Origin of the sequence: Streptomyces sp. NPDC056373 (assembly GCF_042262425.1) — a bacterium.
In the GTDB taxonomy this organism is placed as follows: Bacteria; Actinomycetota; Actinomycetes; order Streptomycetales; family Streptomycetaceae; genus Streptomyces.
On sequence record NZ_JBHJPX010000006.1, the window covers coordinates 121,599 to 134,348 of the forward strand.

The window sequence follows — 12,750 nt, forward strand, 5'->3', positions numbered from 1 at the left end:
GGCGTCGGCAGCGGCCGGGCGGCCGTCATGGCGGTCATCCGAAAGTCCGACCGGTCGGTATCGACAGCCGGGCCGCCCTCCGGTAGAGATACCTCATGCGCATCGCCGTGACGATCTTCCTCACCGACGAGACGATCACTCCGACCCGGCTCGCCCGGGAACTGGAGGAGCGCGGTTTCGCCGGCCTGTACCTGCCCGAGCACACCCACATCCCCGTCGAGCGGACCACCCCGTACCCGGCGGGCGGTGAGCTGCCGCCCGAGTACGGCCGGACCCTGGACCCGTTCGTGGCGCTCGGCCAGGCCGCCGCCGTCACCGGGCGGCTCGGGCTCGGCACGGGCATCACGCTCGTCGCCCAGCACGACCCGATCGCCCTGGCCAAGCAGGTCGCGACCCTGGACCATCTCTCCGGCGGCCGGTTCACCCTCGGGGTCGGATTCGGCTGGAACGTCGAGGAGGCCGCCGACCACGGCGTGCGCTGGAGCACCCGGCGCGAGCTGGTCAAGGACCGGATGGCGCTGATGCGGGCCCTGTGGTCGCAGGCCCCGACCGCGTACGAGGGGCAGTTCGGCAGCGTCCGGGCCAGCCATGCGCATCCCAAGCCCGTGCAGAAGCCGCGCGGCCCGGTCACCGGCCCGCGCACGCTCGTCGGCGGGGCCGCCGGACCCGGGCTGTTCGCCCACATCAGCGAGTGCGCCGACGGCTGGCTGCCGATCGGCGGCCGGGGCCTGTCCGATGCGGTGCCCCTGCTGCGGACGGCCTGGGCGGAGGCGGGCCGCGACCCGGACGCCCTCCATGTCGTCCCCTACGCCGTCCACCCCACCCCGGGCAAGCTCGCCCACTACGCCGACCTGGGCATCGAGGAGGTCGTGGCGCAGCTGCCCCCGGCGGGGGAGGCGGAGGTGCTGAAGAGCCTGGACGGCCTCGCGGAGCACCTCTGACAACTCCCCTGTGCGACGGGCTCTTTGACGCTCCCTACTAAACTCCCGGTCAACAACCGGGCCGGCGCACACCGGTGCGCGGCTGACCACCGCGCACGAAACGGGGTGACGGCCCGGCTCACCGATTCCACGGGGGAGAGCGTCTTGAGGCTCTGGTGGTTTTCCTGGCTCCTGCGTCACTTCACGGAGTACGGCTACAGCCAGGGGCTGCTCCGTGCCGCGATCGGCACGACGGCCGTACTGGTGACCGCCGCGCTGGTCTGGCTCACCCTGCACCGCAACAGACCGGCCGCCGTCGCCGCCGCCGGCCTCGTCTCGGCCCTGGGCATCGGGTGGCTGGCCTTTCACTGACGGGGCTTTCCCGAGGGTGATCAGCGCACTCGTATGCTCGAAGGATGACGACTCCTGCGACCTCCGGAACCGGCCCGACCGACAACTCCATGCGTCGTGCCCTGAAACGGGCCAGGGACGGTGTCTCGCTCGATGTCGCCGAGGCGGCGGTGCTGCTCCAGGCCAGGGGCGCGCAGCTGGAGGACCTGTCGGCCTCCGCCGCCCGGGTGCGGGACGCGGGCCTGGCGGCGGCCGGGCGGCCGGGCGTCATCACGTACTCGAAGAGCGTCTTCGTCCCGCTGACGCGGCTGTGCCGGGACAAGTGCCACTACTGCACGTTCGTCACCGTCCCGGGCAAGCTGCGCCGCGAGGGCCACGGGATGTTCATGTCGCCCGACGAGGTGCTGGACATCGCCCGCAAGGGCGCGGCCCTCGGCTGCAAGGAAGCCCTCATCACCCTCGGCGACAAGCCCGAGGACCGCTGGCCGGAGGCGCGCGAGTGGCTCGACGCGCACGGCTACGACGACACCCTCGCCTACGTACGGGCCATCTCCATCCGGATCCTGGAGGAGACGGGCCTGCTGCCCCACCTCAACCCGGGCGTGATGAGCTGGACCGACTTCCAGCGTCTGAAGCCGGTCGCGCCCAGCATGGGCATGATGCTGGAGACGACCGCGACCCGGCTCTGGTCGGAGCCGGGCGGCCCCCACCACGGCTCGCCCGACAAGGAGCCCGCCGTCCGCCTGCGCGTCCTGGAGGATGCCGGGCGCTCTTCCGTCCCCTTCACCTCGGGTGTCCTGATAGGCATCGGTGAGACCTACGAGGAGCGCGCGGAGTCGCTGTTCGCGCTGCGGAAGGTGTCGCGGGCCTACCACGGCATCCAGGAACTGATCATCCAGAACTTCCGCGCCAAGCCGGACACCGCCATGCGCGGCATGCCCGACGCGGAACTGGACGAACTGGTCGCCACGGTGGCCGTCGCCCGGCTCCTCATGGGCCCGAGCGGCAACATCCAGGCCCCGCCCAACCTCGTCGACGACGAGTACGAGCGGCTGATCGGCGCCGGCATCGACGACTGGGGCGGGGTCTCCCCGCTCACCATCGACCACGTCAACCCCGAGCGCCCCTGGCCGCAGATCGAGCAGCTCGCCGAGAAGTCCCGGGCGGCCGGCTTCGAGCTGCGCGAACGGCTGTGCGTGTACCCGGAGTTCGTGCGGCGCGGCGAGCCCTGGCTGGACCCGCGGCTGCGTCCGCACGTGGCGGCGCTGGCCGACCCGGAGACCGGCCTGGCGCGCCCCGACGCCCTGCCGCAGGGCCTGCCGTGGCAGGAGCCGGAGGAGGTCTTCACGGCGTCCGGCCGCACCGACCTGCACAGCTCCATCGACACCGAGGGCCGCACCTCCGACCGCCGGGACGACTTCGACGAGGTGTACGGCGACTGGGGCGCCCTGCGCGAGGCCGCCGCCCCGGGCATGGCACCCGAGCGCATCGACACCGACGTACGCGAGGCCCTGCGCACGGCGGCCGACGACCCCACCAGGCTGACCGACGACGAGGCGCTGGCCCTGCTGCACGCGGACGGCCCGGCGCTGGACGCCCTCGCCCGGGTCGCCGACGACGTGCGCAGGTCGGCCGTCGGTGACGACGTCACCTACATCGTCACCCGCAACATCAACTTCACCAACGTCTGCTACACCGGCTGCCGCTTCTGTGCCTTCGCCCAGCGCCGCACCGACGCCGACGCCTACACCCTCTCCCTGGACCAGGTCGCCGACCGGGCCCAGCAGGCCTGGGACGTGGGCGCGGTGGAGGTCTGCATGCAGGGCGGCATCCACCCGGACCTGCCGGGCACGGCGTACTTCGACATCGCGCGGGCCGTGAAGGAACGCGTTCCGGGCATGCACGTGCACGCCTTCTCGCCGATGGAGGTCGTCAACGGCGCGACCCGCACCGGCATGTCGATCCGCGAATGGCTGACCGCCGCCAAGGAGGCGGGCCTGGACACCATCCCGGGCACGGCCGCCGAGATCCTCGACGACGAGGTCCGCTGGATCCTCACCAAGGGCAAGCTGCCCGCGGCCGACTGGATCGACGTCGTCACGACGGCCCACGAGCTGGGCATCCGCTCGTCCTCGACGATGATGTACGGCCATGTCGACCAGCCGCGGCACTGGCTCGGGCACCTGCGCACCCTGGCCGGCATCCAGCAGCGCACGGGCGGCTTCACCGAGTTCGTGACGCTGCCGTTCGTGCACACCAACGCCCCGGTCTACCTCGCGGGGATCGCCCGGCCGGGCCCGACCATGCGGGACAACCGCGCGGTCACGGCCATGGCCCGGCTGCTGCTGCACCCGCACATCCCCAACATCCAGACCAGCTGGGTGAAGCTGGGCACCGAGGGCGCCGCCGAGATGCTCCGCTCGGGCGCGAACGACCTCGGCGGGACGCTCATGGAGGAGACCATCTCCCGCATGGCGGGCTCGTCGTACGGCTCGTACAAGTCGGTGAAGGACCTCATCGCCGTGGCGGACGCGGCGGGCCGTCCGGCCAGGCCCCGGAACACCCTCTACGGCGAGGTCCCCGAGGAGCGGCAGCGGGCGGCGACGGCGTCGGACGGGCACCTTCCGGAGCTGCTGCCGGTGCTGGACTGAGGCTCACTGGCCCCCGGCGTCCGCCGGCTGATGCTCCATGAGGGTGCGGCCGGCCGTGGCGCCGGGGCTGTTGCGCGGCGGGGGAGGGGTGCCCCGGCCGAGCCACAGCAGGAGCAGGCCGAGGGCGCAGGCGATCGCGGGCCAGTAGACGTAGCGGTAGTCCGTCGCGGGCATGATCGGCAGATAGCCGAGGATGTAGGCCGTGGAGCTGATGCCCAGCGCCCGGACCGGCATCGCGAACGCGCCCTTGCCGGGACGCAGGGTGAGCACCAGCGCGACGGCGAGCCAGAACCAGCCGCGGAACAGCCAGGGCAGGTCCCGCGCCGTGCCCTGGACGTAGGTGCCGAGCATGTCCTCCAGGCGGGGGTGCGCCACCTCGACGCCCAGGTCGTTGCGGGTGATCCCGGCCTTGTACGGATAGTCGGTCTCGAACAGCAGGGTCGTGAAGAGCAGCAGGCGGTACTGGAGGTACTTCGGCACGTGCCCGCTCATCTCCCGCAGCCACAGGGACGTGATCTCGCCCGAGTCCCCCCGCAGCCCGTCCGCCGGACGCCGGTAGCAGGCCCAGTAGGCGTCGGAGAGCGCGCCGACGCGCTCGCACTCCCGCGCGGAGGCCACGAGCCGGTCCCGCAGGGCGGGTGACACGTCCGCCGAACGCAGCTCGTCCACGGTCAGCACATGGACGAGGTCGTCGAGCATGATCTGCGCGCCCTGCTCGGTCTGCAGCGGCGCGGCGAACAGGGAGACGGCGGTGGCGGGCACGACGAGCCCGGCCGCGAGGGCCGCCGTGCACATCACCCACGTACGGCGTCCGGGGGCACCCCACAGCGCGAGGACCAGCATGACGAAGACGGGGATCGCGGCGAGAAAGGCGTTCTTGCGCACCAGCATGGCGTAGGCGAGGAACAGCACGCCCAGCCAGAGCAGGGCCCAGCGCACGGCGGGGCGGGGGTCGCGGTCCCGCAGCAGCAGGCCGGTGAAGGCGACCGCGCAGGCGGCGAGCAGCGCGAAGGCCGCGTGCACGTCCTTCCACACCACCCCGGCGAACGTCAGCACGAACGGGACCAGTCCGAGGCCCAGCACCGCCAGCGAACCGCCCCGGCTCGCGGTGAGCCGCCACACGCACCGGGCCAGCACCCACAGCGCCGCCCAGAGGACGAGGCACTGCAGGACCAGCATGGACGCGATCGAGCCGGTCACCGCGATGAGCGCCCGCCACACCAGACTCAGCACGGGCGGGTGCCAGTCGGTCAGGGGTTTCTTCCCCTCGGCCTGGCGGAGCTGGTCGAGGCTGTCGGGACTCAGGTAGCCGGGGGCGAAGACGAGGATCGTGGCCAGGCAGCAGACCACGGCGACGGCGGCCAGCCCCCAGGGCCAGTGCCGCTGCACCCGCCGCATCCATCCTGTTTGTCCCATATGCCGGATGCTAACGGGTCGGTGGGCGCAGGCCGGTCAGGGTGCGACGAAGACGTAGCGCCGGTACGCGTAGAAGCGGAACAGGGTCGCCAGGACCCAGCCGAGGATGCGGGCGGTGTTGTCGCTGAGCGCCGAGTCGAGTCCGAGCAGCTGCCGGGAGGCGAAGACCGTGCCCGCGGTGATGGCGAGCCCTACCCCGTTCGCCACGAGGAACAGCGCGAGCTCGTGGGTCACCTTCGCGCGGTGCCGGCCGCGGTAGGTCCAGTAGCGGTTCCCCACCCAGCTCAAGAGCGCGGCGGCGGCCGTCGCGACGACGGAGGCCTGCACCGGGGCGGTCCGCATCACCCCGCCCTCCGCGCCGCCCGGCAGGCCGAAGACGAGCAGGTTGTAGCCGCCGTTGTCGACGACGAAGGCCAGCACCCCGACGACGCCGAACTTGGCGGCCTCGCGCCAGATGCCCTTGATGGCGTCACGCGCACGCAGCGTCACAGAGTCGAGGACCGGCACACGGCGAGCGTAACGACCGGGCGCACCCCATCCGGTCAGGCGCGCTCATATCGCACTATGTCCGACTGTATGAGGTGCTGATGTATGAGGTGCTGATGTCCGGGGTGCCGGCGGTGTGAGGAACCGGTCGAGTGAGGAGTGGTCGTGGAACCGACGATCGCGTGTGTCGTGCCCTGCCACAACGAGGAGGCGGCCGTCGGCAAGGTGGTCCGCGACCTGCGCGCGGCCCTGCCCGAGGCCGTCGTCTACGTGTACGACAACGCCTCCACCGACCGGACCGTGGAGATCGCCCGGGCCGCCGGCGCGATCGTCCGGCAGGAGAGCCGCAAGGGCAAGGGCAACGTCATCCGCCGCGCCTTCGCCGACGTCGACGCCGACGCGCTGCTCATCATCGACGGCGACGACACCTACGACGCCTCCCGCGCCCGGGACCTGGTCGACCTGCTCTTCGACGGCCCCTACGACCAGGTCGTCGGTGCCCGCCGGGTGAGCGACGACGGGGCATACCGGGCCGGGCACGCCGTCGGCAACAAGCTGCTCACCGGGGCCGTGCGGTCCCTGTTCGGCAACGACGTGACCGACATGCTCAGCGGCTACCGGGTCTTCTCGCGGCGCTTCGTGAAGTCCTTCCCGGCGCTGGCCCGCGAGTTCGAGACCGAGACCGAGATGACGATCCACGCACTGCACCTGCGGCTGCCCACCGCGGAGGTCCTCACCGACTACCGGGTCCGGCCCGCCGGCGGCGAGAGCAAGCTGCGCACCTACCGGGACGGCTGGCGCATCCTGCGGGTCATCCTCGACCTGGCCCGGCGCGAGCGCCCCTCGCTGGTCCACACCGTGCTCGCGGGCGTCCTCGCCCTGGTGTCTGTCATCCTCGGCATCCCTGTCATCGCCGACTTCGTCGAGACGGGCACCGTGCCCCGGGTCCCCACGGCGATCCTCGCCGCCGCGATCATGACCATCGCGGCACTCGTACTGCTCGTCGGCTACATCCTCGAATCGCTGATGCACATGCGCCAGGAGCAGACCCGGCTCGTGCACCTCTCCTACCCGGCCCCGGTGCGCACCCCGCGGTACGCCGCCCGCGGCGCGGGCACGGGCCCGGTGCCGGTCCGCAAGACCGCCGGAGGCGGCTGAGGGAGGGAACCGAGGGACCGCGGGCGCGCAGTACGATGATCGGAGCCCCGCTTCGACGCGGGGTCCCGTGACTGAGGAGATGCGTGCCGGTGCCTGCCCGACTTCCTTCGTGGGCCTGGGTGACCGGGCTGACCGTGGGAGCGATAGCCGCGGTGACGGTCCTGGGCGTGCAGGCGGACAAGGGCACACACCCCACCGCGGCCTCGGCCAAGCCGAAGGCCACGGCCTCGGCGCAGCCCACCCCGACGGCGTCGGCCCCCGCGCGGGTGCCCGACGGCTCCGGCACCGGCCGGCGCATCGTCTACTCCCTCGGCGAGAAGCGGCTCTGGCTGGTCGACGCCAGCGAGGCGACCCGCCGGACGTTCACGGTCTGGCCGGGCTCGGTCAGCCCCGACCCGGGCCGCTACACGGTGTCCTCGCGCAACCCGGCCACGACCGGTTCGGACGGCGTCCAGATCGAGCACATCCTGTACTTCGCCGCGAAGTCCGGCGTCTCGGTCGCCTTCTCCAACGCGGTCGACGGGGCCTCACCGCCGCCCCCCGCCTCCGGCACCTCGACGGGCGGGGTCAGGATGCGGAAGGCGGACGGCACGGCCCTGTGGACGTTCGGCACGGTCGGCACGACCGTGACCGTGGTCAAGTAACGGCCCGGTCGCGCGGGAACGGAGCTCAGGAGGCGGACACGTCCGCCCGCCGGCCCGACAGCTGGTTGACGACCAGCACGATCCCGCTGAACAGGAAGATCCGGGTCGCGGCGTCCAGCCCGTTCCAGCTCTTCGACTGCCACATCGAGAACCACTCACCGCCGATCGCGATGAACCCGGCCCCGAACAGCAGCATCACCATCAGCAGCCCGTACGTGGACCACTGCCGGGCGCGCTGCTCATCGCGTCTGGCCCACAGCCAGCTCCCGAATATGAGGACCAGCGCGGCGAGGGTCTCCCAGGCGATGATCCCGACGTAGGCGGCGTCCTGGAGACCCTGGCTCGTGACGGCCCGCCACATCAGGTCCTCGTCCTTGAACGTGGTGTCCATGGCGAGCACATGCCGGACGAACTGCTGGTTGGTCCCGAAGTCGGTGATGTTCCCGAAGGCGACTAGCGCCATGTAGAGGGCGATGGTCGCGGTGAGCAGCATGGCGGCAAGGGACAGCCCGCCGCGTGGAGTTGTGGAGGTGGCCATGACGATCATTCTCCCCGCACACGGGCATCCGATGTACCCGGTGGCGGTTGAGCGACAATGACGGCCGGGGCCGACCGCGCGAGACGAGGGGAACGTACGGATGGCGCAGCCGCAATCGTCCATGCAGGAGCTGATACGGCAGCGCGGCCGGGCCGGCTTCGTCGGCCGCTCCGCCGAACGCGCCGCCTTCCGCGCCAACTTCGGCACCGCCCCGCACGACGAACGCCATCGTTTCCGCTTCCATGTGCAGGGCAACGCGGGCGTCGGAAAGACCTTCCTGCTGCGGGAGTTGGAGCAGATCGCCCGCGAACAGGGCGCGCTGACGGCGTTCGTCGACGACGGCGCGGGCAGCGTGCCGGAGGTGATGGCCGAGATCTGCCGCCAGTTCGCCGCCCGGGGACGGCGGTTGAAGGAGCTGGAGCGCCTGCTCGCCGCCCACCGCGAACACCGGCACGAGGCGGAACTGGCCGCACTGGCCGTCCTGGACAGCGCGCCGGAAGAGATCGGCCCGTCCACGGGAGGCCGGATGGTGGCACGGGCGGGGGTGGTCGCCGCCGGGATGGTGCCGGTGGTCGGGCCGCTGGCCGGGATGCTGGACGCGGAGCAACTCGCGCACGTCGCCGACCGGTTGCGCGCGAGCCTCGTGGCCCGCTTCCGCAACCACGAGGACCTCCGGCTGGTCCTCGCCCCCGAGCAGGTGCTCACCCCGGTGCTCCTGCGCGAGCTGACGGATTCGGACACGCCGTGGATCGCTCTCTTCCTGGACACCTACGAGCGGACGGGCCCGTACCTGGACCCCTGGCTGCACGAGACGATGACGACGGACCGCCACGGCGGCGTGCCCGCCACGACGGTGGTGACCACGGCGGACAGGACGCCCCTGGACCCGGCGCGCTGGGGCGGGCTGGCGGACTTCGTGGCGGACTTCCCGCTGGCCCCCTTCACGGAGCGGGAGGCGCGCGGTCTGCTGGCCGCCAAGGGCGTGACGGCCGAACCGGTCGTCGAGGAGGTGCTGCGCCTCACCGGCGGCCTCCCCGTCCTGGTCTCCACGCTCGCCGAGTCGCGCCCCACCGCTCCGGACGACGTGGGCGACCCGAGCGCGACAGCCGTGGACCGCTTCCTGAGGTGGGAGGAGGACCCGGTCCGCCGGGCCGCCGCGCTGGCCTGTGCAGTGCCGAGGTGGCTGGACGGCGATGTGTTCCGGGCGGCGGTCGACTGCCCACCGGAGGACCTGGATGCCCTCTACGCGTGGTTGCGGGCGATGCCGTTCGTCAGCGTGCGCGGCAGGGGGCGACTGCGCTACCACGACGTCGTACGGGCGCCGATGCTGCGCGCGGAACGCCGCAGGGCGCCCCGGGAGTGGGCGCAGCGGCAGCGGCGCCTGGCGGGCACGTTCCGCCACTGGCGGGAGGAAGCCGGACGGGACGTGGCCGATCTCTGGCTCGACGACACCTGGAGGGACCTGCGCCAGGCCGAGTGCTACCACCTGCTCTGCGCCGGTGAACGGAGGGCGCTGCCCCAGGCCTTGCGGGACTTCGTCCATGCCTGCGGCGCCGGCCAGGTCATGGCCGTGCGGTGGGCACGCGTGCTGGTGGACGCCGGGCACGACGCGGAACTCCAGCCGGTGGCCGAGTGGGGAACCGACCTGACGACGGCACTCGACACGGAGGGCATCGCCGCCGCGCTGGGGTTGCTCCTGCGCGGGGCGTACTCGACGCTCCGGCCCAGGCCCGCGCCCGCCTCGTACGGGGCGACGAACTGCGCGGCGAGGGCGCGCACGCGCAGGCCCTCACCGAGTACGACCAGGCCGTCGAGCTCGATCCGGCACTGGCCCCCGCCTACCGGCACCGGTCCGGGATCCGGGGCGACCTCGGCGACCACGACGGAGCGATCGCCGACCTGGACCGGGCCGTCGCGCTGGACCCGGACAACGCCTGGTACGTCGCACTGCGGGGGGAGCACCAGCGGATCGCCGGACGCGACGCGGAGGCGATCCGGGACCTGACCGAAGCGGTTCGCCTCGACCCCGCCTCCGCGTTCGCCTGGGCCTCCCGGGGCGCCACGCATGAGCGTGTCGGCGAACGGGACGCGGCCCTCACCGACCTCGGGCGGGCACTGGACCTCGACCCGGACTACGCGTGGGCGCTCGCCCGCCGCGCCCGGGTGTGGCGGGCCCTGGGTGACACCCGTCGCCAACTGGCCGCCCTCGACCATGCGTTGGCCCAGAGTCCCGACTGGCCCTGGGCCCGCTGCGAACGCGGCGACGCGCTGCGTGCCGCGGGCCGTGACGAGGAAGCGGTCGCCGACCTGGACGTCGCACTGGCTCTGGACCCCACGTCTTCGGGCCAAGAGGCTTGTGGTCTGGTCGAGTTATCGGTGTTCGACGAGCGCAAAGAAGCGGAAAGGAGGCTGTACTCGGAAAGGCTGGCGCGTGAACTCGCCCAAAAGAAGAAGGGCGAGGAGACCGCCGAGACGGAGGGCAGCGATACCGCGCCTGAAAAACCCCTCGGCCAGGGCTGAAGCAGTACACAAGCCAAGGTGCTCAAGGCGGCTGCTGAGGCGGACGATCGACCGGTCTCCTGTCTCAGCAGCTGCCTTCTTTTTGTTGTGGCGGGATGTGCGGTTGCCGAGCAGGCTTCACCCCAGGTGCAGATCAGTTTTGGCCATAGTGCCGAGAGGGCGCCAGGGAAACAGCGCTGGTAGACCCCGGCGCTGTGCCTGCCTTGCATGCCGATCTTCCTGGGCGTTCATGGTGCAGCGTGAGCGGCCGCCGGGCGGCGACCGGTCGATTGATCGCTCCCTCGGCGCGCAGGCAAGGCAATGGGAGGACAGCGTTCCACGCAGTGTGCGGGTTTGAAGAGTTCTAGTTGGTTACAGTCTCCGAGCACCCAAGAAGTTGCAAAATCTCTACACCCGGGGGATCCGTGTTAACCCACAAGGGAGACATGCCCATCCGTATTGAAACGCTGACCTCGCGTGAGCGGCAAGTTCTCTCGCTGCTCCCTACCGGCATGACCAACCGGAGGCTCGCGGCGGAACTCGGTGTTGCCGAGCGGACGATTCGGGCACATTTGGCACACATAGTGCGGAAGTTGGACGTGGAGTCGCGGGTGGCTGCGGCTGTGGTCGCGGACAGGCATCGCGACATTCTCCTGGGAATGGGCGACATGCCTGATGCGGCAACGCCTGAAGAGGCAATATCCCGCTCCGGAGCGCATGTGCCAGGCTCCTAGGGGTCAACACCGGCAGGCATAAGCAGACAGCTGCTCAATGTCTGTTATGGAAGGGAGTTGTCCGGTGAACAGGAAATTGGCTGCGGTCGTCGGCATGACCGTATGCGGCGCCGCTCTCATGGTGTCCACTCAGGCGTGGGCCCAGGAGACGCCTGATGCCCGACTGGCGTCCGAAAACGCGGTTGCGCAGATGGCGGGCAGAAATGACGCCGAGCCACAGGCGCTGCTTTCTGTCGCAGCGAAGGCCGCAAAGGCGGCGCGCTCAGTGACGCGCAACCTGGCCGGCGGCGACAACGTATCGCCGGTCGCTGTCCCGGACGTACCTGTTGACCGCGCGTTCGATCAGTAGACGAAACGGGAGAGGCAACCATGAAGATGAAGAGGACTGCTGCCGCTGTGGGTATCGCGGTGGCCGGCGCTGCCGTTGCCGTTGCGGCCCAGGGCTCGGCCCAGGCTGCGCCGGTGAAGCCGGTCTCCGCACCGGCGGCTGTTCAGCCGGCGGCGGCCAACGCCGAGGAGCCCCAGGCGATCCTGTCCGCGGTGACCAAGGCGGCCCAGAAGGCCGCCGTGCACGCGAAGGCTGCTGCCAAGTCGGGTGCCGGCAAGAGCCTCGGCAACATCAGCGAGATCGGTAGCCTGTTCGGGGCCCCGCCGGCCAACGGAGCCCCGCAGGGCGGCGTGGACTCCGTGGACGTGGCCTTCGACAAGTGACCCACACGCACCGCAAGGCCAGGAGGGCGGCGCTGCTCATCGGCGGCGCCCTCCTGGGCGTCCACATGCTCATGTCCGCTCTTTCACAGGCGCCCTTGAGTCCCGCAAAGCTGCGCTACTACGACACGGTCTCCGGTTACCTCGACCCATACTTCACGCAGAACTGGATGCTCTTCGCACCCGATCCGCTGATGGACGACCGGGGGATCCTTGCCCGTGCACGGTGTGCGGACGGGAAGACAACCGAGTTCTACGACGTCACGACACCGTTCGTGGAGCAGGTGCGCGCCAGTAGATTCTTTCCGTCGCGGATGTCGCGCATTGTCACAGCCAGTGTCCAGCAGCTCAGCAACGGGGACGAACTGCTGATGCGACTGCGAAAGGAGGCCAGAAACGACAAGAAGCCGGTCATGCCACTGCTGCCGCACGAGAGGCGGTCGCAGAGCGAGGCCGTCACCTTCGTGTCTCGCTTCGCCCTGGATCACATGTCCTCCGCGTGCCAGGGTGACCCCGAGAAAGTACAGATCCGTATGTACATCCACGAGTTGCCTCCGTGGTCCAAACGGAACGACTCCAGGGCGGAAGGAAAGGTCAGCGTCCAGGACTTCCCCTGGAACAGCGTGAGGGGACTGCGATGAGTAA

At 70.9% G+C, this 12,750-nt stretch carries 14 protein-coding genes; 11 read left to right on the forward strand and 3 right to left on the reverse strand.

Translation table 11 applies throughout. From position 1 onward, the window contains the following. The first annotated feature begins 95 nt into the window (after positions 1-95). From ACFCXS_RS14160 to ACFCXS_RS14170, 3 genes are all read left to right on the forward strand, one after another. A complete protein-coding gene (locus tag ACFCXS_RS14160; RefSeq protein ID WP_376643517.1) occupies positions 96-941 on the forward strand; it encodes an LLM class F420-dependent oxidoreductase in 846 nt (281 codons plus the stop codon). A 144-nt stretch (positions 942-1,085) separates the two neighbouring features. Then, positions 1,086-1,292 carry a hypothetical protein gene (locus ACFCXS_RS14165; protein WP_376643518.1) on the forward strand — a complete coding sequence of 69 codons (207 nt, stop codon included), beginning with the start codon at positions 1,086-1,088 and terminating at the stop codon, positions 1,290-1,292. Positions 1,293-1,336: 44 nt separating this feature from the next. Beyond that, a complete protein-coding gene (locus ACFCXS_RS14170; RefSeq protein WP_376643519.1) occupies positions 1,337-3,922 on the forward strand; it encodes a bifunctional FO biosynthesis protein CofGH in 2,586 nt (861 codons plus the stop codon). Positions 3,923-3,925: 3 nt separating this feature from the next. Here ACFCXS_RS14170 and ACFCXS_RS14175 read toward each other — a convergent pair whose 3' ends face one another. Further along, on the reverse strand, positions 3,926-5,338 hold the full coding sequence (locus ACFCXS_RS14175; RefSeq protein WP_376643520.1) for a hypothetical protein: 1,413 nt from the start codon (positions 5,336-5,338) through the stop codon (positions 3,926-3,928). Positions 5,339-5,374: 36 nt separating this feature from the next. Then, positions 5,375-5,845: a GtrA family protein gene (locus ACFCXS_RS14180; protein ID WP_376643521.1), complete on the reverse strand. Its 471-nt coding sequence runs from the start codon at positions 5,843-5,845 to the stop codon at positions 5,375-5,377. 138 nt (positions 5,846-5,983) lie between these two features. Between ACFCXS_RS14180 and ACFCXS_RS14185 the strand changes: the two genes are divergently transcribed. After that, positions 5,984-6,982 (forward strand): glycosyltransferase family 2 protein, encoded by a 999-nt coding sequence (locus tag ACFCXS_RS14185; protein ID WP_376643522.1) that lies wholly within the window; start codon positions 5,984-5,986, stop codon positions 6,980-6,982. An 89-nt stretch (positions 6,983-7,071) separates the two neighbouring features. Beyond that, positions 7,072-7,626 carry a hypothetical protein gene (locus tag ACFCXS_RS14190; protein WP_376643523.1) on the forward strand — a complete coding sequence of 185 codons (555 nt, stop codon included), beginning with the start codon at positions 7,072-7,074 and terminating at the stop codon, positions 7,624-7,626. Positions 7,627-7,651: 25 nt separating this feature from the next. Here ACFCXS_RS14190 and ACFCXS_RS14195 read toward each other — a convergent pair whose 3' ends face one another. After that, a complete protein-coding gene (locus ACFCXS_RS14195; protein WP_376643524.1) occupies positions 7,652-8,164 on the reverse strand; it encodes a DUF2165 domain-containing protein in 513 nt (170 codons plus the stop codon). Positions 8,165-8,264: 100 nt separating this feature from the next. Here ACFCXS_RS14195 and ACFCXS_RS14200 point away from each other — a divergent pair, with 100 nt between their 5' ends. The 6 genes from ACFCXS_RS14200 to ACFCXS_RS14225 all read left to right on the forward strand — a co-directional run bounded on the left by ACFCXS_RS14200 (position 8,265) and on the right by ACFCXS_RS14225 (position 12,746). Continuing rightward, positions 8,265-10,169 (forward strand): hypothetical protein, encoded by a 1,905-nt coding sequence (locus ACFCXS_RS14200; RefSeq protein ID WP_376643525.1) that lies wholly within the window; start codon positions 8,265-8,267, stop codon positions 10,167-10,169. Then, positions 10,082-10,684, forward strand: coding sequence for a tetratricopeptide repeat protein (locus ACFCXS_RS14205; RefSeq protein ID WP_376643834.1), 603 nt, complete (start codon positions 10,082-10,084; stop codon positions 10,682-10,684). The genes ACFCXS_RS14200 and ACFCXS_RS14205 overlap by 88 nt, the downstream gene beginning before the upstream one ends. Positions 10,685-11,109: 425 nt before the next feature. Beyond that, positions 11,110-11,397 (forward strand): helix-turn-helix transcriptional regulator, encoded by a 288-nt coding sequence (locus tag ACFCXS_RS14210; protein ID WP_376643526.1) that lies wholly within the window; start codon positions 11,110-11,112, stop codon positions 11,395-11,397. Between the two features lie 64 nt (positions 11,398-11,461). Beyond that, a complete protein-coding gene (locus tag ACFCXS_RS14215; protein ID WP_351338839.1) occupies positions 11,462-11,746 on the forward strand; it encodes a hypothetical protein in 285 nt (94 codons plus the stop codon). A 20-nt stretch (positions 11,747-11,766) separates the two neighbouring features. After that, positions 11,767-12,108 (forward strand): hypothetical protein, encoded by a 342-nt coding sequence (locus ACFCXS_RS14220; protein WP_351338842.1) that lies wholly within the window; start codon positions 11,767-11,769, stop codon positions 12,106-12,108. Continuing rightward, positions 12,105-12,746, forward strand: coding sequence for a DUF5819 family protein (locus tag ACFCXS_RS14225; protein WP_356525233.1), 642 nt, complete (start codon positions 12,105-12,107; stop codon positions 12,744-12,746). Before ACFCXS_RS14220 ends, ACFCXS_RS14225 begins: the two co-directional genes overlap by 4 nt. The last annotated feature ends 4 nt before the right edge of the window (positions 12,747-12,750 follow it).